Origin of the sequence: Deinococcus soli (ex Cha et al. 2016) (assembly GCF_001007995.1) — a bacterium.
Taxonomy (GTDB): Bacteria; Deinococcota; Deinococci; order Deinococcales; family Deinococcaceae; genus Deinococcus; species Deinococcus soli.
In genome coordinates this window covers 2,039,709-2,064,650 of the sequence record NZ_CP011389.1, presented here as the reverse complement: position 1 = coordinate 2,064,650, position 24,942 = coordinate 2,039,709, and the positions used below count along the sequence as shown (strand labels likewise).

Sequence of the window (24,942 nt, the reverse complement as noted above, 5' to 3'; positions counted from 1 at the left end):
ATCGCGCTAGCCTGTAGGTATGAAGAAGATCGGGTTTCTCTCGTTCGGGCACTGGAATCCGTCCCCGCAGTCCGGCACGCGCTCGGCGGCGGACGTGCTGCACCAGACCATCGAACTGGCCGTCGCCGCCGAGGAACTGGGCGCGGACGGCGCGTACGTGCGCGTGCATCACTTCGCGCAGCAGCTGGGCTCGCCGTTCCCACTGTTGGCCGCGATGGGCGCGAAGACCAACCGCATCGAGCTGGGCACGGGCGTGATCGACATGCGCTACGAGAACCCGCTGTACATGGCCGAGGACGCCGGTTCCGCCGACCTGATCTCCGGTGGGCGCTTGCAGCTGGGCATCAGCCGGGGCTCGCCGGAGCAGGTGATCGACGGGTGGCGGCACTTCGGGTACGCGCCCGCCCCCGGCGAGACGGAAGCGGACATGGCGCGGCGGCACGCCGAGGTGTTCCTCGACGTGATCGAGGGCAAAGGCTTCGCGCAACCCAACCCCCGCCCGATGTTCCCGAACCCGCCGGGTCTGCTGCGGCTGGAGCCGTACTCGGCGGGCCTGCGCGACCGCATCTGGTGGGGCGCCGCATCGAACGCCACGGCCGAATGGGCTGCGAAGATGGGCATGAATCTCCAGAGTTCTACCTTGAAGGTGGACGAGAACGGCAAACCCTTCCACGTGCAGCAGGCCGAGCAGATCCGCGCGTACCGCGCTGCGTGGAAGGACGCCGGGCACGCTCGTGAGGGGCGCGTGTCGGTCAGCCGCAGCATCTTCGCGCTGGTGAATGACCAGGACCGCGTGTACTTCGGACGGCAGGGTGGGCAGGATCAGTTCGGGGTGATCGACCAGTACCGCGCGGTGTTCGGCCGCAGTTACGCCGACGAACCGGACCGCCTGATCGAGCAGCTGCGGCAGGACGAGGCCATCGCGGAAGCCGACACCCTCCTGCTGACCGTCCCGAATCAGCTGGGCGTGGACTACAACGCGCACCTGATCGAGAGTATCCTCACGCACGTCGCACCGGGCCTGGGCTGGCGCTGACAGCGGTGTTCAGGTGTGCTGATGGGTCGTCTCAGCACATCTGAACCGAGCGGAGCGAGATGCCGTCACACCAGCGGTTGGAAGTGGAATTGAAGGGCGTGGTGCTGGCCCTTCAATGGAACTGGACACCGCTGTAAATCCCCACAAGGTGTGACGCGGCGGCCCAGCGCGGGCGGTAGCGTGGCCCGCATGCCTCTTCTGCTGATCGTGTCGGGCCTGCCCGCCTCCGGAAAATCCACGCTGGGTGCGCGGCTGGCCCGCACCCTGAACCTGCCGTTCGTGACGAAGGACGAGTACAAGGCCCTCCTCCTGGCCCGCATCCCGGAACTGACGCGGGACGTCTCCGGCCCCCTGAGCTTCGACGTGATGTGGCACGTCGCGGGCGTCACCCTTGCCGCTGGCGTGGACACCCTGCTGGAATCGCACTTCTACCATGGGGTCAGCGAGGCGCACATCCTGAAGCTGGCCCAGGCGCACGGGGCGAGGGTCGCGCAGGTGTTCTGCCACGCGCCCCTGGACGTCCTCCAGGCACGGCACGACGCGCGGGTGGCGTCGGGGCGCCGACCCGGGATCGACCTTGCGATGGAGTACGCGACCCTGCCCGCCCACTGCTGCTGGACGCCACTCGACCTGGGCGACGCCCCCTGCCTGACGGTGGACACCACCCGGGAGGACGTGCTGCCCGGCATCCTGACGTGGCTGCACGCCCAAAGAGAAAGCAGCCCGCTGAGGGGCTGCTCTGATGGTGCAGACGGACTGGGTTGACCAGCGTGTCCTGCTCGCGCGTCCGTTTTTTGTCAATCCCAGAGGTGGACGCCTCCCTCAAGTGCAGTGATGCCTTTCCAGTGCCGGGGCGCGAAAACTCGCGCAGAGTCCGAAGTGGACGTTCGCTCGTGAGAACCAGCGGGATAGGCACGGCACGACCTCGTCAGGTCAGAAATGCAAGTATGACAGGCGTTTCGCCATCTGTCAACTCCCCTGTGGTTGTTCTGCCCTGAACCGAGCCTCCACCGCCTGCCAGTCGGCGCGGATCACCCGCAGGGCCAGCGCGCCGGTCAGCGTGGGCCGCGCCCGGCCCGCCCGGAAGCGGTCCTCCAGGCCGGACAGGTCGAAGGCGTCCCACACGCCCGCCACACTCAGCAGATTGCCGCCCAGCACTGGCGCCACCTCGGCGCGGAGGATCTGCCGCAGTTCCGGCAGGCTGAAGCCCGTGGCGCGCAGCTGCACCGCCACGTCCGCCGGGTCGACCTCGGTGTCCAGGAACAGCGCCGAGAGGGCCTGCCACGCGGCGCGCCGCCGCTGTAGTCGGCTGTCAGGGGACGGGTAGGGTGGGGTCATGAGCGTTCAGGTGATCGTCCTGAGTGGCGGGTCCAGCGCCGGGAAGTCCAGCATAGCCCGCCACCTTCAGGCGCTGCTGCCCGGCGTGTGGCTCACGCTGGGCACCGACACGCTGGTCGCGGCGCTGCCCGCGTCCCTGCGGGAATCCGGGGACAGGATCACGTTCGCGGCGGACGGCACCGTCGCCACTGGGGAGGTGTTCCGGCGCGTGGCCACCGCGTGAAGTCTGGGGTGGCGCAGGTCGCCCGGGCGGGCGCACCCGTGATCGTGGACGAGGTGTTCCTGGGTGGCGCGGCCTCGCAGGCGCGCTGGCCTGCGCACGCCTCATCGCCGCGCAGGTCAAGGCCAGGGCCGTCAGCGGGCCGCCGGTCTGAGCGGCCGCCGCTCGATGGCGTACACGATCAACCCGGCGAGGATGCCCCAGAAGGGCGCGCCGATTCCGAGCGGGGTGATGCCGCTGAGGGCGACGAGCAGGACGACGGGCGCGGCGAGGCTGCCTGCCGCTGCGCCCTGGAAGGCGGCCTGGAGGCTGCTGCCCATGGCGGCCAGCAGGGCCAGTCCGGCGAGTGCGGCGATGGCCTGGGTGGGGAGGATGCCGAGGAGGTGCAGGACGGTGCCCGCGAACAGCGCCACGATCATGTTGAACACGCCCGCCCAGACGGCGGCGGTGTAGCGTTTGCGCGCGTCGGGGTGCGCTTCGGGGCCGGTGACGATGTTCGCCAGCAGCGCCCCCAGGGTGAGGTTGTGGCACCCGGCGAACGCGGCGGCGCTGCTGGCGATGCCGCAGGCGCGCAGGATCGGGCCGGGCGCGGGTTCGTAGCCGCTGGTCTTGAGGACGCCGAAGCCGGGCACGAACTGCCCGGTGAACGCCAGGAGCGTCAGCGGCAGCGCGAGGTTCAGGGTGGCATGCAGGCTGAACTGCGGGAGCACGAACTCCGGGCGGGTGAGGGCCAGCGCGATGGGCTGCGGATGCCACAGGTTCAGGACGCCACTGGCGACCACGCCGGTCAGCAGCACGCCCGCCACCGCCCAGCGCGGCGCGACGAGCCGCAGCGCGAAGTACGCGGCGATCATCACGCCCACCAGCGTGGGGGCGGTCCCGAATGCCTGAAGTGCCCGGAAGCCGAACGGCAGGAGAATCGCGGCGTTCAGCGCGGCCGCCAGCGGCGCGGGGATGCTCTGGAGCGCCCGCGTGAGCGGCGGGAACAGCCCCAGGCCCAGCACCAGCAGGCCCGACGTGAGGAACGCCCCCACTGCCTCCGGGAAGGGGATGCCCGGCAGGGCCGTCACGAGCAGCGCGATGCCCGGCGTACTCCAGGTGACCAGGATGGGGATGCGGGTGCGCAGGCTCAGGATGATGCCGGTCAGGCCCGCCAGCAGCGCGTGCGCCCACAGCCACGACATCGCCTGACCGTCGCTGAGGTGCGCGGCCTGCGCCACCGAGTAGATCAGGACGTTCGGGCCCGCCCAGCCGATCAGCATGGTGATCAGCCCGGCCAGCACCGCGCTGGGGTGCGAATCCCGCCAGAACGAGGGCGCAGGACTGGCGGCAGGGAGCGTGGTCATGCTCCCGAGTGTGCACCCGAATGGCCCCCTCCGGGCAGGGGCAATGGCCCGTGCATTGGCCTGCTCATCCAGACAGATTGGCCTGTACGCTGAAGCGCATGCCCACGCCGCACAGCCCCACCGACGCGCCCCACTGGGCCGCCCTGCTGCGCGGCTGGCGCGACCACCCCGGCCCCCTCCACGCCCGCCTGCACACCCACCTCCAGCACGCCATCGACCGCGGGGAACTCAGTCCCGGACAGCGCCTCCCCGCCGAACGCACCCTCGCCGCGCTGCTCGGCGTCAGCCGCGCCACCGCCGTCACCGCCCTCGACGACCTCACCGCCAGCGGCTACCTCACCCGGCACGTCGGACGCGGCACGCACGTCGCCCCCACCGCCCCCCGCGCCCAGCCCCTCCTCACCCTGCGCACCCCCGTCGGCGCGGCCCACCCCAGCGAGATCGACCTCACCATCGCCGTGCCCCTCCTCACCGACGCCCAGCGCGCCCGCCTGCGCGACGCCGCGCAGCACGCCCACTACGACAGCCCCTACCACCCCCACGGCCTCCCCGACCTGCGCGACCTCATCGCCCAGCACTACACCCACGCCGGACTCCCCACCACCCCCGAACAGATCCTCATCACCAGCGGCGCCCAGCAGGCCATCGCCCTCACCGCCCACACCCTCCTCAGGCGCGGCGACACCGCCCTCCTCGAGACCCCCACCTACTTCGGCGCGATCGACGTCATGCGCGCCGCCGGCGCCCACCTCACCGGCACCCCCGTCACCGCCCAGCACCTCGACCCCCACCACTTCGCGCACCAGACCCGCACCCACCACCCCCGCCTCGCGTTCCTCACCCCCACCCACCACAACCCCACCGGCACCACCATCACCCACCCCGCCCGCCAGCACCTCGCCGCGCACCTCCACGACACCCACCTCCCCACCCTCGAAGACGACACCCTCCTCGACCTCCCCTTCACCGACACCCCCCCACCCCCCCGCCTCAGCACCCTCGCCCCACGCGCCCCCATCCTCAACGTCGGCTCCCTCAGCAAGCTCTACTGGGCGGGCCTGCGCATCGGCTGGCTCCGCCTCCCCCCCACCCTCGCCCCCACCCTCAAACAGGCCAAGACCCTCACCGACTTCGGCAGCAGCCAACCCGCCCAGCACCTCGCCCTCCACCTCCTCACCGACCTCCCCACCCTCATCAGCGAACGCCGCGCCGCCATCACCCCCGCCCGCGACCACCTCGCCCACCTCCTGCGCACCCACCTCCCCGACTGGACGTTCACCACCCCACCCGGCGGACAATTCCTCTGGATCACCCTCCCTGGCCCCACCGCCAGCGCCTACACCCACCACGCCGCCCGCCACGGCCTGCGCCTCTACCCCGGCGCCAGCATGGGCGTCACCCCTCTCCCCGACCAGTACCTGCGCATCCCCTTCACCCTGCACCCCGACCACATCCCCGAAGCAGTCAACCGGCTCGCGCGGGCGTGGGCGGAGTTCACGAGCCGGGGGAGTGAGCGGCTGGTTTGACCTGAGTTGGAAGGCGGGTTTCCTGCGGAGTCGAAGGTGGGCGCCTGCGGCGGGCCTCCCCACCCCCCAGCCCCCTACCCCAGGGGGGCAGGGGGAGCGGTCGCTGCGCTCGGCAGGTCTTTCTCTGAGGTGGTCGGTGGGTGACTGGCGGGTTCGGCCACGTATGGGGCTGCAGACCTCCGAATTCGCTGCGGGCGCCCCGCGCGCTGCGCGCACGACGGGCTCGTCTGCCACGACGGTTGCGGGGCAAGTCGACGTGGTGCGTGCCGGAAGGTTCTACTTTTTGGGCTTCTGCCAAAGCGGTCTTTTGAAAGTCGATCAGCGGCGCGAAGCGTCCCACCGATCACCTGACCGCAGACTGCCGCCGGCCGTCGTGCGCGCAGCGCGCGGGCCTTGCGGGGGGCGGCAGGATGGCGTCGAAGCCGGACACCCCACCGCCCAACACAAACACGCCGCACGAGTCAAAACTCTTGCCCAGTGCAACGTAAGCTCCCCCTGCCCCTCTGGGGTAGGGGGCTGGGGGGTGGGGAGGCCCGCCGCAGGCGCAACCAATCAAACAATCAGTCCAGAACCCGCCCCCGCCATCCCCGCTTCTCCACCCGCCGAAGATCCGGCGTGTCCGCGATGCTCAGCAGGTACCGGGCGAGGCGGGGGAGTTCGTCGTCGGTGGGGTCGCCGGTCCAGGGGGTGACGCGGACGAGGTGGCCGTAGCCGGATGCCCAGTTTTGTGGTCGGTCGTCGATGGCGAGGATGCGTTCGCGGGGGTAGCGGGATCGTATCCAGGTGGCGCGGAGTTTCCGGGCGGGTTTGCGGGGTTGGAGGTCGCCGTGTTCGTCGCGGTGCCAGGAGCAGCGGTCGCGGTGCCAGAGGAAAGCGGTGGTGTGGGTGGGGTCGGGGGTGCCGTGCCAGAGGGTTTCGTCCAGGTCGAGGATCAGGAGGGGCCGGGGCGGCATGGGTCAGGATAGGAGAAACCCCTCCGCGTGGGAGGGGTCTGGGTTGGTGGGGTTACTTGTTGCCCTGTGTTTTCTTGTACTGGCCGGGGGGCATGCCGCCAGGTTTTTTCTGCAGGCCGGGCGCTTTGGCCCAGGCGGCCTGGCGGGCCATGACGTTCATGAGGGGTTGGCGGGTGCCGTCTTTGGCTTTGACGACGATGCTCTGTGCGCTGAGGGGTTGGGCGGTGGTGATGGGTTGCGCGAGGGGGTAGATCTCTTTGGCGTAGGTGGTGGTGCCGGGGACCTGGGTCATGACTTGCACCTGGGTGAGGCGGGTGGTGGGGTAGGCGGGGTTGACGACGATGCCGCCGCCGCTGCTGACGGTGGCGGCGGGTTGGTTGGTGGGGGTGAGGAGGGTGACCTTGACGCCTTGGCTGAGGAGGTTCAGGAGGTTGGCGGTGGTCTGGATGACGCTGGGGTACTGGAGGCTGGCGCTGATGTTGACGCTGAGCGTCTGGGCGCCGGCGCTGCTGGAGAGGGTGGCGGCGCCGAGGGTGACCGCGAGGGCGGTGGTCAGGATGGTTTTGTGCATGGTGGTCCTCCGTGTTCCGCGTGGGAACGTAATGTGTTCACCTTGCCGTGTGAATCTGACCCTGGGCTGAACGGGGGGTTGAGCCGGGATTGTGGAAACGGCCCCGCGCCGGGTGGGCGAGGGGGCCGCGTGGGGAAGGTTCTGGTTACGCGCCGTACTTGTTGAGTTTCAGGGCGTTGGCCATGAGGAGCGGCATGAGGTCGGTGCCTTTGCGCAGGCCGAGGCTGCCTTTCAGGGCTTCATCCTCGGTGTAGCGCTGGGCGAGGTCGCGGCGGCCGTAGTCGCTGCGGATGAGGAGCGGCACGGGGTGCCAGGAGTGCGTGGCGAGTTTGCTGGGGGTGCTGTGGTCGCCGACGATGGCGATGACGTCGGGGTTCAGCGCCAGGAGCTGGGGCAGCAGGGCGTCGAAGAGTTCGATCTTCTTGACTTTGGCTTTGAAGTCGCCGTCCTCGCCGGTGCTGTCGGTTTTCTTGACGTGGAAGTAGAAGAAGTCGTACTTGCTCCAGTTGTCCTTGAGGGCCTGGACCTTGCCGTCGAGGGCGTCTTCTTCCCCCTGAACGGTGAGGACGTCCATGCCGACGAGGCTGGCGAGGCCCTTGTACATGGGGTAGCTGGCGATGCAGGCGGCCCTGAGCTGATAGGCATCGTCGAAGCTGGGGAAGTGGGGGACGTCGCTGTACCCGCGGAAGAGGACGCCGTTGACCTGCGTTTCGTCCTTCAGGGCGGTTTCGGCGCGTTGCACGAAGGCGTTGACGAGGTCGGCGGTTTTCTGGCTGGCGTCGTCGTGGGCCTGGGCGGTCATGGGGGGCACGCCGGTCGCCTGGGGGTCCACGTCGCTGAGGTTCGCGCCGAGGGGGCTGCCGCCGTTCGCGCGGAAGACGACCACGAAGCGGTGCTCCGACTCGGTGTAGATCTCGACGGGGGTGCCGTCGACGTCGGGGATGGCGGCCTTGAGTTTGCCCACGATCTCGGCGTTCTTCTCGTCGCTGGGGCGGCCCGCGCGGCGGTCCTGCACGACGCGGCCTTCGCCGAGGGTGGCGAAGTTGCCGCGCACGGCGACGTCACCGGCGCCGAGTTTCACGCCAATCCCCACAGCACTGAGGGCGCCGCGACCCACGACGTACTTCAGGGGGTCGTACCCGAAGAGGCTGAGGTGGCCGGGGCCGCTGCCGGGGGTGATGCCCGCCCCGACGAGTTCGATCTGCCCGAGCTGGCTCTGCGCGGCCAGCGCGTCGAGGTTGGGGGTCTTCGCAGCGGCGAGTTCGGTGTCGCCGTTGGTGTCGAGGGGCAGGCCGCCCACGCCGTCGAGGACGACCATCAGGATCTTGCTGTCGGTCGGTTTGGCCAGGTCGCGGATGGTGTCCAGAAGGTCGCTCATGGGGTTCAGTGTACGCTGGACACGAACTGCGGCACGTCAGGGCATATGGGCAGGTGCGGGCAGTGACGGCCTGTGATTGAGGCTGGATTGGGCGTGCTGGGCAGCGCGCAGTGCGGCGGGCACCGCCGGGCTTGAACCGGGTGCAACCTCGCCCCGGTGGGATCAGAAAGGCGCGGGCCGCGTCCCGATGAGGGGAGCGGCCCGCGCAGGGCGTTCGGGTTCAGCGGCCGTCGATGCGGCCGTCGCTGGCGTCGGCGACCGTCTCGTCGATCTCGTGGACGACGGCTTCGGCTTTCGCCTCGGCGGCCTCGTCGCTCATGGCGGGTGTGCGGGTGGCGAGGAACGAGCCGATGATGCCGATGGCGGCCATGACACCCCAGAAGATCGGGGTGGGCATGTGCCAGTAGGGCACGGCGGGGAAGATCTCGTGCGCGGCTTCCAGGGTCTCCAGGCCGAGTTTCACGGCGATCCAGCCGACCAGGGCGTAGGCGACGTGGTCGAACGCGGGGTACTTGTTCAGCAGTTTCAGGAACACGGTTGCCGCGATCCGCATGAGGATCAGGCCGATGATGCCGCCGATCACGACGATGGTCAGGCCCTGCTCGCGCGGCATCCCGCGGGGGATCAGCGCGACGCCCGCGAGGATCGAGTCGACGCTGAACGCGAGGTCGGTGAGGTTCAGCAGCACGACGGTCGCCCAGAAGCCCCGGCCCTTGCTCTTCTCGTCGGCCTCGTCCTCGGTGCTGCGGTGTTTCAGGAAGTGCGAGATGGCCAGGTACGCGAGGTACGCCGCGCCGAAGGCACGCAGCCACCAGTATTCGAGGATGTAGCTGGCGAGCAGCACGCCCAGGATGCGCAGGACGACCGCCCCGCCGATGCCGTAGGCGAGCGCCTTGCGTTGCAGGTCACCCTTGAGGTGGCGGACCATCACGGCCAGCACCAGGGCGTTGTCGGCCGAGAGCAGGCCTTCGAGGAGGATCAGGGTACCCAGAATCGCCCAGAATTCGGGCGTCAGGGGCGGCATTTCCAGGCCGAACATCAGCGGGCTCCGGTGGCGGCGCGGGCCGCCTGTGGAATGGTGTTGGTCATGTGTGGCGTTCCTCTGGCCCCACAGCCGCCTCGGGGGCGGCTCAAGAGGCGCGGTGTGCAGGTCAGTCTAGCGGGTGCGGCCCGCCTCTGTCCCTGCTGAGCGGTGAACGTTTTGCACGCAAGGTGAGCACGCGCCGGGGGACACCCGGACGGGTGCAGCGGGGGCCGGTCAGGCGAGGATCTGCCCGTGCTCGTCCAGCGCGGGGTAGCTTTCGCCCCGCTCGCGGTAGCCAGGGGCGAGGTCGGGGTACGCCCACTCGAACGCCCAGCGGCGCAGGTCCTCGTCACCCAGCTGCGGGGCGTCGTACATTCCGGCGGCGAGCCGCTGGCGCTGCGCCTCGAACAGGATGGTCGCGGCAGCGACGGACACGTTCAGGCTCTGCACCATGCCGAACATCGGGATGATGATGTTGTGGTCGGCGGCCTCGGCAGCCTCGTCGCCCACGCCCCACTTCTCGGCGCCCAGCAGCACGCAGGTGGGGCGGGTGTAGTCCATCTCGCGGTAGTCCACGCTGCGCTGCGAGAGGTGCGTGGCGAGCACCTGGAAGCCCTGCGCCTGCAGGTCCCGCACGGCCCCCACGGCATCCGCGTGTTTCTGCACCGGCACCCACTTGTGCGCGCTGCCACTGGTGGCCTCGAAGGTGTGCCCGTCGAAATCCACGAGTCGCCCACCGCGCGGCGGCACCGCGTGCGCCTGCAGCACGCCCACGGCGTCGCAGGTCCGCACGATCGCGGAGAGGTTGTGGGGTTTGTTCACCTCGTCCATCAGGACGGTCAGGGTGGGCTGCCGCTTACTCAGCACGCGCAGGATCTTGGCGTAACGCTCCGGGGTCATAACGCTCCAGAGTACCGCACGCCCGGCAGCGCCGCCCCGAGCGCCCCCATCAGCGGGGAGCGCCGCGCGAGCATCCGCGCCGTCCAGCCGTCATCCCGCGTCCCGGCGCGCAGATCGTGCAGCGCGCCAGTCAGCAGGTGCGCCCACCACAGTGCCGGGATCAGCGCCCGGTCCTCAACACTCAGGGGGCGCACGTCGGCGTACCCGTGGATGACGTCGTCGTGCGCGCCGCGCCATACCAGCGCGAAGTCCGCCAGCGGATCGGCGGGTCGCGTGAATTCCAGGTCGAGCAGGCCCGTCCACTGCCCGTTCTGCACGCGCAGGTTCCAGGGCGTGAAATCCCCGTGGATCAGCCTCCGGGGCCGTGCTCGGACGTGCGCGGTGGCGGCGCGGGCGGCATGCAGGTGCGCCCGCAGCAGACCCACCCAGCCCGGCCGCGCGGCCTCGTGAGCGTCCAGCAGCGCGTCACTGGACGGGTCGTGCAGCACCGCCAGCCCGTCGGGGAAACCGGGGCGATCCTCCGGCAGGAGCACTGCCGCCCATCGCCCGTGCAGGTCTGCCAGCCAGCGGCCCCGCGCACGGGCGTCCTCGCGGGGGGCGGAGTCACCGGGCACCCAGTCGTGCAGCGTCCACACTGCCCCCTCCCGTTCAGCGGGACCGCGCAGCCGCCAGGGGAGGTCCAGTCCGCCGCCGGTCAGGCGGGTCAGCAGGTCCAGTTCGTACGGAACCGCGTGTGGGTCGTGCCAGCGGCGCAGCGCGGCGACCTCCGTTCCAGCGCGCACCTGCCAGTGGCGGTTCAGGCGGCCCCCCAGCGGCTGCGGGTCGCGCAGGCCTCAGTCCAGCAGCAGGTCGGGGGGCGGGGTCACGCGCGGGTGAACAGCGCCGCGCCGTCCTCGCGCGTGCTTTCGTGCAGCGCGCCTGTTCCAACCAGATGCTCCGCGAGGGCGGCGGTCTGGTCGAGCAGCAGCACCGCCTGAATGGGCCGCAGGCGCGGGTGCAGCGCCAGCAGCAGGTCGTGGACGGTCATGGGGTGCGTGCAGGCGGCCAGCAGTCCGTCCAGTTTCTCGTGCGTGCGGGTCCGCAGGGCGTGGATGCGGGCGCGGGGGTCATGCATGGGGCCGTCGTGCCCGCCCAGCGCGAGGGTCACGCCGTCCAGCGCCTCCACGCGGTCCAGTGAGTGCAGGAACGCCGCGACGCCGCTGCCGGGCAGGAACCGCGCGGGCATCAGCGGCGGGGAGTTCAGCGGCAACAGGTGATCGGCACTCAGGAGCACGTCGTCCACGCGCAGGCAGATCTGGTTCCCCTCGTGCCCCGGCGTGTGGATCACGAGCAGCAGGTCGTCCAGCACGTCCCCGTCGCGCAGGAGCGTGGCGACCGGGAGGGCACGCGGCACGCTGAGGTTCGCACCCCGTCGGCGGATCCGGCCGTCCAGTTCACCCCCGGGCGGCAGGCCCAGCCACACGGCCTGCGCATCGGGCAGGGTCAGCCACGCCGTGCGGACCCAACCGGGCTGCTCGATGAACGGCACCGCCGAGTGGAACGCCGCCACGGGCGCGTCCGTGTGCTCCCGCAGGGCACTCAGGCCGCCCAGGTGGTCCGGGTGCGGATGCGTGATCACGATCCGGCTCAGGTTCTCCACAGTCACCGCCTCGCCGTACCCGACCCGCACCGCCGCGAGACCCGCCCGCAGGTCACCCAGGCTGTCCGGGCCAGCCCCGCCCGTATCCACCAGCGCCGCGTACGCCGGGGCATGCGCGTCACCACGCACGAGCAGGTACACGTTCGCGCGGAAGTTCGGAAAGGCCCGCACCGGCAACGTGTACACGCGCGTGCCACCACTCGTCACGTGCAGCGCGGGAAGAGAGGCAGCGTCGGTCATGAGCGGACTCTAGCGGCTGCACATGCTCAGAACTCCACCTCAGTGTGGTGCACGCAGCAGGAGACTCCTCACGCTGGCCTCTAAACCCTCACGGAACGGTCTGTGGGGCGCGGTAGGGTCAGACCATGCACCTGCCCCCTGCTGTTCTCACGCTGGGCACCATCGTCAGCCTGCCGCTGCTGTTGATCGGTGGTTACGTCTGGCAGGCAGGGCTGGATCTCCACGCGCCTTCGTCTACGCGCGGGTGGATTGACCTGTGTGCACGTGGCCGCGAGGATGTCTTCTGTAAGGCCGCGCAGCGCGTGGTGCGTGACGTCAAAGGGCCGGTCGTCCTGATCTACCCCGGGGTGACCGGAGACCATAACCTGCTGGCGGCGCTCACCCGCTGGACGGGGCGGGTTCCCACCGCCGGGGAACTGGAGGCCCTGGTGCGAGCCAATCTCTTTGAGGCGGCAGCGCTCCAGACAGGCCAGATGAGGTCCCTTGATGGGCAGCTGCGGCAGGTGACCTGTGATCTTCCCGATCAGCGCCGGGGCTGCCGCCTGGATGGGCTACGCGTGGTCCGGAGGGCAGAGCCATGGAACGATGGTGCGCTCTATCTTCCGGACGCCCAGGGGAATCGGCTGGACTTCCTGCCCCCACTGTCCTCTCTGTCACCTGTGCCTCTGCGGAACGGGGGAGGTTGACCCTCTCGCCTGAGAGGCCGAGCGGGGGTTATTCCGCCCACTGCCGGGCGTATTTTTCGATGTCGAATTTGCGTTTCAGGCCGCCGGCGTTCATGTAACGCACCGTGCCGAAGATGGGGCGGCGGGTCCAGGGGCGGTCGTGCAGGCCGAACACCCAGCCGACGCCCACCCAGGAGTTCGGGTCGCGGCCGTCCTGTTCGTGGCGGTTGTTCAGCCACAGCAGCGTGTCGAAGGCCTGCTGGGGGGTGGGGGTCCATTCGAGGACTTTCTTGCCCCAGTACATGCGCATGTAGTTGTGCATGCGGCCGGTGCGGGTCATCTGGCGCTGTGCGGCGTTCCAGTACGGGTCGTGCGTCTGCGCGGCGTCCAGTTGGGCGCGGGTGTAGGTGTGTTCGCGGCGGTCCCCGGCGTGTTCTTCCAGCGTGGCGCGCGCCCAGGTGGGGAGGCCCGCGTAGCGGTCGTAGTGGGGGTTGTACGTGGTGTAGTTGAAGCTGAGTTCGCGCCGCACGATGAGTTCTTCCAGGAAGGCGTCGGTGTCGGGGCCGGGGTGTTCGCGCGCGGCGAGCGCGGCGGTCAGCGGGGAGAGGTGCCCGTAGTGCAGGTGCGCGCTGAGGCGGCTGCTGCCGTCCACGGTGGGGTCGTTGCGCCGGGTGGCGTACCCGTCGAGTTTGCGGGTGATGAAGTCTTCCAGGAGGTCGTGGGCGGCGGTCTCGCCGCCTTCCTCGTCGCCGGGGGGGACGCTGTGGTCGATGGGGAGGGTCTTCAGGAGGCGGGTGGGGTCGGTGACGTCCACGCCGTCGTCCCAGTCGCGCTCACGCTTTTTCAGGTCGTGGGTGTCCAGCGGGACGAGGTAGTCGTGCCACAGCCGGTGGATCTTGGGGCGGATGGTGCGCGCCGCGTACTCCTGCTTGCCGCTGACCACACCCACGGGAATGACCGCCTCGGATTCCACCTGCACGAGCGGCACGTCGAGCCGGTCGGCCAGCCACTCGCGCCACTCGCGTTGCAGGCGGGTGTACCCGACGTCCGTCACGACCAGGGCCGCGCCCTCCCCCGCCGCATTCAGGGCCACCTCGGGCGGGCTGCCCAGGGTCACGCGCAGCGGCACGTCCCGCGCGGCGAGGTTGGCGCGCAGGTCCCGCAGGCCCTCCAGCAGGTAGGCGTAGTGGCGGGCGTTTGCCTCGGGGTAACCGGGCGTCAGGCCGAATGTGGCCACAAGGGGCAGGTTCAGGCGGTTGGCCTCGCGCACGGCGTATTCCAGGGCGTGGTTGTCGCGGGTGCGGACGCTGGCCTGCACCCACAGCAGCACGAATCCCTCCCGGCGGGGCGTGCCGGGCCGCAGGAGCTGCACGCGGGCGTCATGGATCATGCCTGCCGTTGTACCAGTCGCGCGGCCCGCGCGGGGGTGGGATCGCTGACCGTTCCCCGGCTCAACCCTGCGGGGTGTCCTCGGGGAGGCGGCGGACCGGGAGGCGCACCCAACCGCGCCGTGAGAGCCAGCGCAGCGCCCAGACGACCACCGCGCCGCTGAACTGAGCCTGGAACGGCGTGACGTGCGGGTACAGCAACCACACGGTCAGCGCCCCGGCGGCGGCGGCGGTGGCGTACAGCTGCTCGCTGCGGTACATGATCTCCGGCACCTCGTTGGCGATCAGGTCGCGGATCACGCCGCCGCCCACGCCGGACAGCATCCCGGCGAACACCACGCCCAGCGGGCCCAGCCCGAAGTTCAGCGCGCCGATCGCGCCGGACGCCGCGAACAGGCCCAGGCCCGCCGTGTCGAAGATGCTCAGGGTCCGCTCGAAGCGGGCCAGGCGCGTCCCGAACGCGAACGCCAGCCCGGAGCCCAGCAGCGCGGCGTACAGGTACGTCTCGTCCCGCAGGAACAGCGGCGGGGTCTGCCCGGTCAGCGTGTCGCGGATCGCGCCGCCGCCCACGGCGGTCACGCAGCCCAGCACCAGCACCCCGAACAGATCGAAGCGTTTGCGCACGCCCAGCAGCGCGCCGGACATCGCGAAGGCCAGCACGCCGATCAGGTCCAGGACGCGCAGGCCGGTCTCCAGCGTGATGGGCGCCCACTCGAGTTCATGCACGCCTCCCACTGTAAAACGCCTCCTGGCGGCACGGCTTCACGCACCCCAGATGGACTCCGGCGGGCGGGGTCGCGCCCGGCCCGGAGCGGAACACGCAGCTTCATGAACAGCGAGGCGCGGCTCACTGTCCCGGATCGACGAGGCTGTGGTATACTCCCCCCTGTTGTCTCGACTGGGTCCCCCCGGCGAGAATCGCGCCCCGGCGGGAAACGCCGTGTGGCCCAGGAGAACAGACATGGCCAAACACCCCGTTCCCAAGAAGAAGACCAGCAAGAGCAAGCGCGACATGCGCCGCAGCCACCACGCCCTCGTCGCGCCCAACCTGACCGAGTGCCCCCAGTGCCACGCGAAGAAGCTCAGCCACCACATCTGCCCCAGCTGCGGCTACTACAACGGCCGTCAGGTACTCGCGGTCTAAACCCCGCCTGCACGGACAACACCCCCGCCCCGCGCGGGGGTGTTTCCTTGGCAGCAGCGAAAGGCCCGCGGCCTCCGGGTGGAGGCGCAGGCCCTGAAGGCGGTTCCTTACTGCCCGACGGTGAGGTTCACGGTGCTCAGGGGCGCGGCGGCCGCGTCACCCAGGGGGCGGACCTCGTAGGTGATCTGGCCCGCGCCGGGCTTGCTCTGGTAGCTCCAGCCGCAGGTGGCGTCCAGCGGAATGTCCTTCGTGCCGATGGTGCGCTCTCCACGCTTGACGGTCACGCTGTACCCCTCACCCTGACCGACCCCGCCGAAGCGGAAGGGTTCGTTCACGGTCTGCCCGTCGGTGATGCTCAGGGTGTAGGCCTCCGTGCAGTCGGCGGCGCTGGCGTCCGCGGCGGGCGCGCTGACGGTCGCCGCGACCGACCCGAGGTCCGTGCCGTCCGGGCCGCGCACCGTGTACGTGTGCGCCCCGGCGGTGGGGCTGGGCACGTCGAAGCTCCAGGCGCCGTCCTCCCCGATCGTGAGTTTACCGAGGCTGGTGTCGTCCTCGAACAGTTCGACCTCCTGCCCGGCCGTGCCGGTGCCGCGCAGCGTGAACGTCCCGGCGGGCAGCGTGGCGTCCGCGGCGGGTGCGCTGATCGCGAAGGTGCCCGCAGCGGCGCCCGCGTCGGTGCTGCCGGTGTCGGTGCTGCCAGTGTCGGTGCCGCCGGTATCAGTGCTGGTATCAGTGCTGCCGGTGTCGGTGCCCGTGCCCTCAGTGCCCGCGCTGGCGTCCGTGACGTTCACCTTCAGCTCGCTGCGGCCACCGCCGCCGTCCACGCTGTACGTGTGCTCGCCCGTCGTGGGCGCGGGCAGTTCCGCCGACCACGCGCCGTCCGCGCCGACGGTGGCCTTCCCGACCTCCTGCCCCTGATCCGAGATGGTCAGTTCAGTGTTCGCGGGGCCGGTGCCGCTCATGGTGAACGGCTCGGCCGGGAGGTCCGCGCCGGACGTGGGGTTCGTCACCACGATGCTCGCGGCCGCCTCACCCGTCGCGGCAGGCGGCGCCGCGCGGTTCTGGTTCACCAGCCAGCAGCCCCCCAGGCCCAGCAGGAGCAGCAGCGGAATGATCCACCATGGGAAGCCGCCGCGCCGCTCGGCCGTGACCGGCGCAGCCGCGGGCGGTGGGGGCGGTGAGACCGGCGCCGTCGTGACGACCGGAGCGGCCGCGCGCGGCGGCGCTGACGCGGCGGGCGTGGCGGCCGCGCCGGTCAGCGCCCCGGCGCCCAGCAGCGCCCCCAGGCTGCCCAGCCCGGCGGGCAGCAGGCCCGTCAGGTGGCCGTCCAGGCCGCTCAGCAGGCCCCGGAAGGCCGCGGCGTTCAGGCCACCCGCGCGGGCGCGGGCGCCCAGCAGGCCCAGCAGCATGGGCGCCATCAGGGCCAGCAGGCGCCCGGCACTCGCGCCGCTGCCGCCCAGCGCCGACCCCAGGCGGCCCGTGACCGGGTCCAGGTTCGGGAACAGGCTGCCCAGCAGTCCGCGCCCCTGGCCCTCGACGCGGGCCGTCTCGGCCGGGTCGGTCAGCACGCGGGTGTTCAGGGTGCCGTCCGCGCCGATCAGATCCGCGCTGGCCGCGCTGCGCGCCAGGAGATCCTGCGCACCCGCATCCGTCCTGGCACGCTGCACGAACGCGCTCAGCAGGACCGGCAGCGTCGCCTGCGCCGCGCGGCCGCTCGCGCCGCCCGTGAATCCGGCGGCGGCACCCAGCGCGTCGGCGGTCTTCCCGCTGAACTGCGCACGCAGCCAGTCCAGCAGGGCCGGGCCACTCAGGGCTGCCAGTCCGGCAGCATCCAGACCAGCCGAACCTGTGCCGTGCTCCACCGGGGCGGGCGTCACGTCCAGGCCCGGCACGGACGGCGCGGGGGCGGACAGCCCAGAAGCGGGGCCGCTCAGACCGGCCGACGCGCCTCCCAGCCCACCGGCCAGGGTGCCGCGCAGGCCGCCCAGCAGCGGGCCGACGTTCCCGGCAGTCACGCCGGACCGCCCCAGCAGGCTCAGCAGCAGCGGGAGGCTCATCTGCATCAGGCGGCCCGCGCCGCCCGCGTCCACCCCGGTCCGCTCGCTGACCTGCCGGGTCAAGTCCCCGGCCCGGTCGCCCAGCAGCGCGGGCATTAGGAGTTCACCGGCCTGCTGGAGGTTCTGCGCGCCGTCCGGTTCGTTCAGGGCGCCCTGCACGCTCTCGAAGCGCGGCAGGCTGTCGATCGCCTCGGCGATGTGCGCGCCGCCGGGCGTGCCGGCCTGCGCGGCCAGCGCGTCGAGCTGCAGAGGCAGACCGGTCTCCAGCACGCGGCGGGCCGCAGCGGGATCCAGGCCCGCCACGCGGCCCAGCTCCGTGGTGGCCGGCTCGTCGAAGAAGGAATGCAGCAGTTCAGTGAAGTTCATGAAGCCTCCAGGGGGTGCTCAGGACCGGACCGGCCGGTTGCCGCGAACGCCGCGCCACCCGCGCCGACGTGGAGAAGACTTCACATCAGGCGGGTGGGCTGTCCGGGTGACTCACCGTACCACCCGCCCAACGGGGGCAGACACGTCCACGCGGTTCACCCAACCTTGACCATCCGGGCAGGACGCGCGCCCTGCACGACCTCCAGCCGATTCCCGAACGGGTCCTGAAGGAACACGCGTGCCACCCCAGCCTCCTGATCGGCGCGGTAGGGCATCCCGTGCCGGTCGCAGTGCGCGGTGAAAGCCGCGAGGTCATCGCAGCGCAGGCCCGGGTGGCCCTTCATGCGCGGCACGAACTCCGGCGCGACGCCCACGTGCAGCTGCCGCCCGTCCGGCAGGCCGAACCACACGCCGCCATTGCGCCGCAACGCCTCAGGTTTCACGAGTTCCGGCAGGCCCAGGAACACCCCGAAGAACGCGCGGGCCTGTGCCTCGCACCCCGCCGGGGCTTCGATCTGCACATGATCCAGTCCAGTGATCAGAGTCATGGGCGGAGGGTACGCCACGCGCCCCCTCCGCCCCTGTCACGCGCTGGGTTTACGCCTGAACGCTGCTGTCCTCGGCGGGCGGGTCGAACCCGTCGCGCGAACGCTCGACCAGCGTGAGGATGTCGTACGTGGCGACCAGCACGCCGTCCTGATTGGTGATCTCACTGCGCCACTCGACCACGCCGGTCGGGCGGGTCTCGCCGGGGCGCAGGTCTTTCCTGATCTTGCGCTTGCAGGTCAGCCGGGTGCGGATGGTGTCCCCGATCCCGACCGGCTCGATGAACCGCAGGTTCTCCAGCCCATAGTTTGCCAGCACCGGGCCCGGCGCGGGCGACACGAACTGCCCCGCCGCCGCCGAGATCAGGAAGTACCCGTGCGCCACGCGCTTCCCGAAGATGCCCTCCCGCGCCCCGATCTCATCGACGTGCGCGTAGAAGTGATCGCCGGTCAGGCCCGCGAAGTTCACGATGTCCGCCTCCGTGACGGTCCGGCGGTGCGTGAGGAGACTGTCCCCCACCTGAATCTCGTCGAAGGACTTGCGGAAGGGGTGCACCACGTCCTCCTGCACCTGCGCGCCCGGCACGAACTCCCGCGTGACGCTGGTCAGGATGGTCGGGTCGGCCTGCACCGCCACGCGGTTCATGTGATGCCGCACCGCCGAGAGGCCCCCCAGTTCCGAGCCGCCCCCCGCGCGGCCCGGCCCGCCGTGGTTGAGCTGCGGCAGCGGCGACCCGTGCCCGGTGTTCTCCTTCGCGTTGTCACGGTTGAGCACCAGCAGCCGCCCGTGCGAACTCGCCATGCCCAGCACCAGCTCGGTCGCCTCGGCGCGGTCACGGGACACGATGCTCCCCGCCAGCGAGCCCCGGCCCAGCTTCGTCAGGTGAATGGCGTCCTCCAGCGAGTCGTACGGCAGCAGCGTCGCCACCGGCCCGAACGCCTCCAGCTCGTGCGGCCCCCGCGCGGTCAGGGGGGTCTCGCACAGCAGCACCGTCGGGTCGAGGAACGCGCCCTTCTCGCGGTCGCCGCCCAGCAGCTGAGCCTCGCCGCTGATCACCACGCGGGCCTCGGCCTGCAACTTCTCCAGCGTCTCGCGGACCCGCTCGCGCTGCTCCACGCTCACCAGCGCGCCCATCCGCACGTCATCGCGCGCCGGGTCACCCAGCGTCACCTTCGCCAGCTCGCGGCGCAGACCCTCCGTCACCGCCTCCACCAGATGCGACGGCACGAGCGCCCGGCGGATCGCGGTGCACTTCTGCCCGGCCTTCCCGGTCATCTCCCGCGCGACCTCACGCACGAACAGCGCGAACTCTGGGTCTTCCGGCTTCACGCTCAGGCCCAGCACCGACGCGTTCAGGCTGTCCGCCTCCGCATTGAACGGCACCGACCGCCCCACGATCGCCGGATGCACCCGCAACTTCGCTGCCGTCGCCGCCGACCCCGTGAATGCCACCACATCCTGCTCCTCCACGTGATCCAGCAACGACCCCGGCTCCCCCGTCACCAGTTGCAGCGTCCCCTCCGGAATCAGGCCCGACGCCACGATGTCCCGCACCACCCGCTCCGTCAGGTACGCCGTCTGGGGCGCGGGCTTCACCAGACTCGGCATCCCACCAATAAAGGCTGGCGCGAACTTCTCCAGCATCCCCCACACCGGGAAGTTGAACGCATTGATCTGCACCGCCACACCCTCACGCGGCACCAGCAGGTGACGCCCCACGAACGTCCCCTCCCGCCCCAGCCGCTCCACCTTCCCGTCCGGCCAGAAGCGCTCGTCCGGCAGTTCCCGCCGCGCCGCACTCGCGTAACTGAACAGCGTGCCAATCCCACCCTCGATATCCACCCACGAGTCCCGCCGCGTCGCCCCGGTCAGCGCGCTCAGGGCGTAGTACGCCTCCTTGCGCTCCATCAGGTACGCGCCCAGCGCCCTCAAGGCCCGCGCCCGCTCGTGGAACGTCATGCGCCGCAGCGCCCCACCCGCCCGCCGGCCGTACGCCAGCGCCTCGGCAAAATCCACGCCCTCCGACGAAATAACCGCCACCGGACGCCCATACACCGCGTCCACCAGCACCTGCCCATCCGCATTCGCATGCCACGAACCCGACACGTACGACGCCGGACGAAGAAGATCAGAAGTAATTGATTGAGTCACAAAGAAACGCTCCTTGGAGAGAGAAAGACGATTCGGTCTGATGTCGAGGGTGAAGCCGGGCGAACATGCGCTGCGCGCATCCACTCAAGGGGGGCGGTGAACCGCATGTTTCCCCGCCCCACCACAGTCCCAACTGCAACAACGCGCTTACACTGCCGCATGACGATCACCACGCAGCATGAACTGGACGGCATGACCCTCGCCGGGAAGGTCGTCGCCCGCACCCTCGACGCCCTGCGCGCCGCCGTCGAACCCGGCGTGACGCCCGCCGAACTGGACGCCCTGGCCGGGCAGGTCTTCGCTCAGTTCGGGGCGTTCTCCGCCCCGCGGGCCGAGTACGGCGCGCCCGTGAACGTGTTCATCAGCGTCAACGACGACATCGTGCACGGCCTGCCCACCCACCGCCCGCTTCAGGCGGGGGACGTGGTGTGCATCGACGTCACGCCGAACGTCGGCGGGTTCGTCGCGGACGCCGCCATCACGGTCGCCGTGCCGCCCGTCTCCCCCACCGCCGCCCGCCTCATCGAGGCGGCCGAGGCGGCCCTGGCGCGCGGCCTGAACGCCGCCCGCGCCGGGCAACCCCTGAACGGCATCGGACGCGCCATCCAGACCGAGGTTCAGCGCCGGGGCTTCACGCTCCTGCCAGAACTTCAGGGGCACGGCGTGGGCCGCGCCATCCACGAGAAACCCGACGTCCCCAACTACTACCGGCCCACGCTGAGAAAACCGCTGCACGAGGGCCTCGTGATCGCCGTGGAACCCATGATCAGCACCGGCAAGAGCCCCCGCGTCCGCACCCGCCGCGACGGCTGGACGCTCGCCACCACCGACGGCGGGCTCGCCGCCCACGTCGAACACACCATCATGATCACCAAAGGAAAACCGGTGATATTGACGGCGTAATGCCCTCAGAGTGATCAGGGCGGACACTTGCTGCATCAGCCAATCTGTCCCAATAAGAGCGATTCGAGATCATCAAGTCGGAGGCCTTCTTCACACCAACTGCGGTCAACCAGATGCTCCAAACGTGCCAACACCTGACTGTCAAGGTTTGTCTCGAGTGCGTTCCAGACAGCTTTTGCTGCCGCCTCTGCGACAGTCCATTCATTGGTATCGCTGGAGAGACCAGAAATGGCATCCACGTAGACATCTGCGGTCCAATCGGAGCATTTAAGAGCAAAAAGCACGCCGGCTTCTGCTCCCGTTTTCCAGTCCTCATACCCCTCTGGAGACACTTCTTCTAGGTAACCCTGCCCAACGAATCCCTTACCTGTACACAAAAACTGAACTCTGCCGTATCCGGGCGTATTTGCTTTGCTCACTCTCAAGCTGACTTCGGCAAAGTGCCCAATGCCCTGGACGACTCGCGCCACCTTTGCGTGTCCCTCAGTCATACGCTCTTGAAGCCCTCGAAGGGTTCGCGGCAGGTGTCGCAGACGTACATGCGCTTGCAGAGGGTCGGGCCGAACGAGGCGGTCATGCGGACGTTCAGGCTGCCGCAGCGGGGGCAGCGGGTGGGTTCCGCGTCCAGCTGAATCAGCTGCCCTTCCCCGGTGGGGGCGGGGGGCGCGATGCCGTACTGCCGCAGGCGCTCACGCGCGTCGTCGCCTATCCAGTCGGTCGTCCACGGGGGCGTGAGGGTGCTGCGGACCTCGACGTCCGTGACGCCCAGGTCGCGCACGGCCTGCTCGATGCTCTCCCGGATGACGTGCAGGGCGGGGCAGCCGCTGAACGTGGGGGTGAACGTCACCGTCACGCGCCCCGCGTCGCCCACGGTCACGTCGCGCACCATGCCCATGTCCGTGATGCTCACGACGGGAATCTCGGGGTCGGGAATCTGGGCGAGGGCCCCCCAGATGGTTGATAGTTGATGGTTGATAGTTGATGGAGTGGAGTCTTCCATCAACTGTTGACCATCAACCTTCAACCTGTTCACCAGACCTCGGCGTCGGGGTGTTGTCGGGCGACGCTCTGCATCTCTTCCAGCAGGGGGGCGAGGTGGTGGGTGTGCGTGTCGCGGCCGGGCTGGGTGGTGGGGGCGTCGGGGAGGGTGAGGCCGCACTTGTCCACGAGGTGCCGGGTGACGAGATCGGTCCAGCGGGCGTGCACGGCGTTCAGGTCGGGAAGGATGCCGGAAGCGGTCAGGGCCGCTTCACCCTCGACCGGCTGGAAGAGTTGCGCGGCGTGCGGCCAGAGTTCCGTCAGGGCGGCCTGGGTGCGGCGTTCACTCTCGGGTGTGCCCAGCGCGAGGCGTTCCACCCACAGCGCGGTGTGCTGCACGTGGAATTTCTCCTCGCGCACGGCTTTCGCCGCGATCTCCGCGAGGGGCGCGTAGGTGCTGCGGGTGGCGGCCTCCAGCCACAGGGCCTCGGAGGTGTCGTACAGGAACTGCCGGACCATCGTGAACGCCCAGTCGCCTTTCGGGAGTTCCACGAGGCGGGTGTTCCGGTAGTCGTCCGGGCCGCGCCAGAACGCCACCCGGTCGGGGTCGCTGCCGCCGAGGGTCTGCGCGAGGCTCAGGTACAGTCCGGCGTGCCCGAGTTCGTCCTGCGCGATGTTCGCCAGTGCGATGTCCTCTTCCAGGATGGGGGCGTGGCCGGTCCACTCGCCGTTCCGGTGGGCGAGGATGATCTCGTCGTCGGCGAGGACCGTGAGTTTCAGGAGGAGCGCCTGCGTCTGCGTGTCGGTCAGTTCGGTCCCGCTGATGGATGGAGTGGGGGTCATGCGCCTTCCTCGCTGGCGGCGCGGCCCGGCATCAGCCCGGCGCGTTTCAGTTCGCCGACGTGCCGGCCGATCACGCCGTAGTGCTGCTGCTGCTTGTACGTCTTGTCTTTTGCGGGCGCGAACCAGCTCTCGACGGTGCCGGGGTCCTCATCCGTGCGGACGACCGCCGTGTCCGGGAAGACCATCCAGGCCAGCACGTCGGGGTGCATGACCTGCGCCTGCCGCAGCGCGTTGCCGCCCCCGCTGGCCTGCACGGTGCCGCTGAGGTCCACGAACGTCATGCTGCGCTTGTTCGTACGTTTCACGCCCACGTGGTACGTCCCGGGCTCGCCGGGCGTGTCCAGCAGCGCGGGATTCGTGGTCAGTTCCTCGGGCGTGGCGGTGAGGATGTTGTCCTCACGGACGCACCACAGGCTCACGGCCGCCGGGCGGCGCACGAACACGTTCCGCGCCGTGAGGAGCGCATGCGGCGGATCACCCGCGTGCACGCTCCCCACCGCCTGATGCGGGCGGCCCGGGGCGTCCTGCTTGAACACCTCCCAGCGCGGCCACTGCGTATCGGAGGAAGGGGATTGAGGTTGAGTCATTGGGTTTCCTTTCGCAGCTGGGGGGCGACCCCTCAGTCAGCTTCGCTGACAGCTCCCCTCAAGGGGAGCCAGGGATATGCATTGCCTCCCCTTTGAGTGGAGGTGCCCCGAAGGGGCGGAGGGGTTCAGTCGGCCGCGACTGCGCGTTGCCGGTCGGCGTAGGCCTGGAGGGCGTCGCGCACCCAGGCGCCGTCATCATGGGCCTGCTGGCGGGCGCCGAGGCGTTCTTTGTTCAGGCCCTGCTCGCCGCGGATGACGGCCCAGAACTCGTCCCACTGGATGGGGCCGTGGCGCCAGTTGCCCTGCTCGTCCTGGTGCAGGTCAGGGTCGGGGATGGTCAGGCCCGCTTCGAGCAGTTCGGGGACATGCTCGTTGATGAATTCCTGACGGACCTCGTCGTTGCTCTTGAGCTTGATGCCCCATTTCGTGAGGACGCCGCTGTTGGGGCTGTCGGCGTCGTGCGGGCCGAGCATCATCATGGCGGGCCACCACCAGCGATTTAAAGCGTCCTGCGCCATGGCGCGCTGTTCGGGGGTGCCCTGGGCGTAGGCGACGATCATTTCCTTGCCCTGCTTGTGGTGGAAGGTCTCTTCCGAGCAGATGCGGACCATGGCGCGGCTGTACGGACCGTAGCTGCACCCGGCGAGCATGGTCTGGTTCTTGATGGCGGCGCCGTCCACGAGCCAGCCGATCATGCCGACGTCCGCCCAGGTGTGGGTGGGGTAGTTGAAGATGCTGCTGTATTTGGCCTTGCCGCTCAGGAGGGCCTGGAGCATGTCCTCGCGGGTGGCGCCGAGCGTTTCGGCGGCGTGGTAGAGGTACTGGCCGTGCCCGGCCTCGTCCTGGACTTTCGCCATGAGGATGGTCTTGCGTTTCAGGCTGGGCGCGCGGGTGATCCATTCGCCTTCGGGGAGCATGCCGACGACCTCGCTGTGGGCATGCTGGCTGATCATGCGGATGAGCTGGCGGCGGTACTCGGCGGGCATCCAGTCACCGGCCTCGATCTTCTCGCCGCGGGCGATTCGGGCCTCGAAGTGGGCGTGCTGCTCGGCGGTTTCGCCGGGTGTGATACCGGTCTGGGCGGGGGTGGGGTGGGTCATGGGGACAACCTCCGGATGGGGACTTGTCCCCAGTGTACCTAAC

26 protein-coding genes are annotated in these 24,942 nt (G+C 70.0%); 7 read left to right on the top strand and 19 right to left on the bottom strand.

Annotated elements, in window-relative coordinates; all coding sequences use genetic code 11:
- Window positions 1–19 precede the first annotated feature (19 nt).
- Both SY84_RS10220 and SY84_RS10215 read left to right on the top strand, forming a co-directional pair.
- Window positions 20–1,036 carry an LLM class flavin-dependent oxidoreductase gene (locus tag SY84_RS10220; protein ID WP_046843917.1) on the top strand — a complete coding sequence of 339 codons (1,017 nt, stop codon included), beginning with the start codon at window positions 20–22 and terminating at the stop codon, window positions 1,034–1,036.
- Window positions 1,037–1,225: 189 nt separating this feature from the next.
- Window positions 1,226–1,801 carry an AAA family ATPase gene (locus tag SY84_RS10215; RefSeq protein WP_046843916.1) on the top strand — a complete coding sequence of 192 codons (576 nt, stop codon included), beginning with the start codon at window positions 1,226–1,228 and terminating at the stop codon, window positions 1,799–1,801.
- A gap of 204 nt (window positions 1,802–2,005) precedes the next feature.
- Here the strand turns inward: SY84_RS10215 and SY84_RS10210 are convergent, their stop codons facing one another.
- Complete coding sequence (locus SY84_RS10210; RefSeq protein WP_052751113.1) at window positions 2,006–2,374, bottom strand: DUF7079 family protein; 369 nt, start codon at window positions 2,372–2,374, stop codon at window positions 2,006–2,008.
- On the opposite strand from SY84_RS10210, the gene SY84_RS10205 reads away from it, so the two are divergent.
- Window positions 2,373–2,597 (top strand): phosphotransferase-like protein, encoded by a 225-nt coding sequence (locus tag SY84_RS10205; protein WP_052751112.1) that lies wholly within the window; start codon window positions 2,373–2,375, stop codon window positions 2,595–2,597. The genes SY84_RS10210 and SY84_RS10205 overlap by 2 nt on opposite strands.
- A 131-nt stretch (window positions 2,598–2,728) precedes the next feature.
- Here the strand turns inward: SY84_RS10205 and SY84_RS10200 are convergent, their stop codons facing one another.
- On the bottom strand, window positions 2,729–3,940 hold the full coding sequence (locus SY84_RS10200; RefSeq protein ID WP_046843915.1) for a benzoate/H(+) symporter BenE family transporter: 1,212 nt from the start codon (window positions 3,938–3,940) through the stop codon (window positions 2,729–2,731).
- Window positions 3,941–4,038: 98 nt separating this feature from the next.
- Here SY84_RS10200 and SY84_RS10195 point away from each other — a divergent pair, with 98 nt between their 5' ends.
- The gene (locus SY84_RS10195) at window positions 4,039–5,466 is read left to right on the top strand and encodes a PLP-dependent aminotransferase family protein (RefSeq protein WP_052751110.1); all 1,428 of its coding nucleotides are present in this window, start codon (window positions 4,039–4,041) and stop codon (window positions 5,464–5,466) included.
- 560 nt (window positions 5,467–6,026) lie between these two features.
- Here SY84_RS10195 and SY84_RS15930 read toward each other — a convergent pair.
- From SY84_RS15930 to SY84_RS10160, 7 genes are all read right to left on the bottom strand, one after another.
- Complete coding sequence (locus tag SY84_RS15930; protein ID WP_052751109.1) at window positions 6,027–6,419, bottom strand: NIF family HAD-type phosphatase; 393 nt, start codon at window positions 6,417–6,419, stop codon at window positions 6,027–6,029.
- A gap of 52 nt (window positions 6,420–6,471) precedes the next feature.
- Window positions 6,472–6,990, bottom strand: coding sequence for a hypothetical protein (locus SY84_RS10185; protein ID WP_046843914.1), 519 nt, complete (start codon window positions 6,988–6,990; stop codon window positions 6,472–6,474).
- A 145-nt stretch (window positions 6,991–7,135) separates the two neighbouring features.
- The gene (locus SY84_RS10180; RefSeq protein WP_046843913.1) at window positions 7,136–8,368 is read right to left on the bottom strand and encodes a 2,3-bisphosphoglycerate-independent phosphoglycerate mutase; all 1,233 of its coding nucleotides are present in this window, start codon (window positions 8,366–8,368) and stop codon (window positions 7,136–7,138) included.
- 220 nt (window positions 8,369–8,588) lie between these two features.
- Entirely contained in the window at window positions 8,589–9,407 is an 819-nt protein-coding gene (locus SY84_RS10175; protein ID WP_046843912.1) for a TerC family protein, read from the bottom strand.
- 219 nt (window positions 9,408–9,626) lie between these two features.
- Window positions 9,627–10,292, bottom strand: a complete 666-nt coding sequence (gene trmH / locus SY84_RS10170; protein WP_046843911.1) for a tRNA (guanosine(18)-2'-O)-methyltransferase TrmH — start codon at window positions 10,290–10,292, stop codon at window positions 9,627–9,629.
- Window positions 10,289–11,074 carry a phosphotransferase enzyme family protein gene (locus tag SY84_RS10165; RefSeq protein WP_046843910.1) on the bottom strand — a complete coding sequence of 262 codons (786 nt, stop codon included), beginning with the start codon at window positions 11,072–11,074 and terminating at the stop codon, window positions 10,289–10,291. The genes trmH and SY84_RS10165 overlap by 4 nt, the downstream gene beginning before the upstream one ends.
- An 80-nt stretch (window positions 11,075–11,154) precedes the next feature.
- On the bottom strand, window positions 11,155–12,171 hold the full coding sequence (locus SY84_RS10160; protein WP_046843909.1) for an MBL fold metallo-hydrolase: 1,017 nt from the start codon (window positions 12,169–12,171) through the stop codon (window positions 11,155–11,157).
- Window positions 12,172–12,296: 125 nt separating this feature from the next.
- On the opposite strand from SY84_RS10160, the gene SY84_RS10155 reads away from it, so the two are divergent.
- Window positions 12,297–12,857 carry a hypothetical protein gene (locus SY84_RS10155; RefSeq protein ID WP_046843908.1) on the top strand — a complete coding sequence of 187 codons (561 nt, stop codon included), beginning with the start codon at window positions 12,297–12,299 and terminating at the stop codon, window positions 12,855–12,857.
- Between the two features lie 28 nt (window positions 12,858–12,885).
- On the opposite strand, the gene SY84_RS10150 is transcribed toward SY84_RS10155, so the two are convergent.
- Complete coding sequence (locus SY84_RS10150; RefSeq protein ID WP_046843907.1) at window positions 12,886–14,226, bottom strand: deoxyribodipyrimidine photo-lyase; 1,341 nt, start codon at window positions 14,224–14,226, stop codon at window positions 12,886–12,888.
- Window positions 14,227–14,287: 61 nt separating this feature from the next.
- Window positions 14,288–14,950, bottom strand: a complete 663-nt coding sequence (locus SY84_RS10145; protein WP_046843906.1) for a trimeric intracellular cation channel family protein — start codon at window positions 14,948–14,950, stop codon at window positions 14,288–14,290.
- 235 nt (window positions 14,951–15,185) lie between these two features.
- On the opposite strand from SY84_RS10145, the gene rpmF reads away from it, so the two are divergent.
- Window positions 15,186–15,368: a 50S ribosomal protein L32 gene (gene rpmF / locus SY84_RS10140; protein WP_046843905.1), complete on the top strand. Its 183-nt coding sequence runs from the start codon at window positions 15,186–15,188 to the stop codon at window positions 15,366–15,368.
- A gap of 107 nt (window positions 15,369–15,475) precedes the next feature.
- On the opposite strand, the gene SY84_RS10135 is transcribed toward rpmF, so the two are convergent.
- The 3 genes from SY84_RS10135 to paaZ all read right to left on the bottom strand — a co-directional run bounded on the left by SY84_RS10135 (window position 15,476) and on the right by paaZ (window position 20,488).
- Window positions 15,476–17,791, bottom strand: a complete 2,316-nt coding sequence (locus tag SY84_RS10135; RefSeq protein ID WP_046843904.1) for a DUF937 domain-containing protein — start codon at window positions 17,789–17,791, stop codon at window positions 15,476–15,478.
- Between the two features lie 155 nt (window positions 17,792–17,946).
- Window positions 17,947–18,339, bottom strand: coding sequence for a glyoxalase (locus SY84_RS10130; protein WP_046843903.1), 393 nt, complete (start codon window positions 18,337–18,339; stop codon window positions 17,947–17,949).
- Between the two features lie 49 nt (window positions 18,340–18,388).
- The gene (gene paaZ, locus SY84_RS10125; RefSeq protein WP_046843902.1) at window positions 18,389–20,488 is read right to left on the bottom strand and encodes a phenylacetic acid degradation bifunctional protein PaaZ; all 2,100 of its coding nucleotides are present in this window, start codon (window positions 20,486–20,488) and stop codon (window positions 18,389–18,391) included.
- A 159-nt stretch (window positions 20,489–20,647) separates the two neighbouring features.
- On the opposite strand from paaZ, the gene map reads away from it, so the two are divergent.
- Window positions 20,648–21,391: a type I methionyl aminopeptidase gene (gene map / locus SY84_RS10120; RefSeq protein ID WP_046843901.1), complete on the top strand. Its 744-nt coding sequence runs from the start codon at window positions 20,648–20,650 to the stop codon at window positions 21,389–21,391.
- 35 nt (window positions 21,392–21,426) lie between these two features.
- On the opposite strand, the gene SY84_RS16530 is transcribed toward map, so the two are convergent.
- From SY84_RS16530 to paaA, 5 genes are all read right to left on the bottom strand, one after another.
- Entirely contained in the window at window positions 21,427–21,882 is a 456-nt protein-coding gene (locus SY84_RS16530; RefSeq protein ID WP_162200798.1) for a hypothetical protein, read from the bottom strand.
- Complete coding sequence (gene paaD, locus SY84_RS10115) at window positions 21,879–22,391, bottom strand: 1,2-phenylacetyl-CoA epoxidase subunit PaaD (RefSeq protein WP_046843900.1); 513 nt, start codon at window positions 22,389–22,391, stop codon at window positions 21,879–21,881. Before paaD ends, SY84_RS16530 begins: the two co-directional genes overlap by 4 nt.
- Window positions 22,392–22,420: 29 nt before the next feature.
- Entirely contained in the window at window positions 22,421–23,212 is a 792-nt protein-coding gene (paaC, locus tag SY84_RS10110; protein WP_046843899.1) for a 1,2-phenylacetyl-CoA epoxidase subunit PaaC, read from the bottom strand.
- Window positions 23,209–23,799, bottom strand: coding sequence for a phenylacetic acid degradation protein (locus SY84_RS10105; RefSeq protein ID WP_046843898.1), 591 nt, complete (start codon window positions 23,797–23,799; stop codon window positions 23,209–23,211). The genes paaC and SY84_RS10105 overlap by 4 nt, the downstream gene beginning before the upstream one ends.
- Window positions 23,800–23,924: 125 nt before the next feature.
- Window positions 23,925–24,899: a 1,2-phenylacetyl-CoA epoxidase subunit PaaA gene (gene paaA / locus SY84_RS10100; RefSeq protein ID WP_046843897.1), complete on the bottom strand. Its 975-nt coding sequence runs from the start codon at window positions 24,897–24,899 to the stop codon at window positions 23,925–23,927.
- Window positions 24,900–24,942 lie beyond the last annotated feature (43 nt).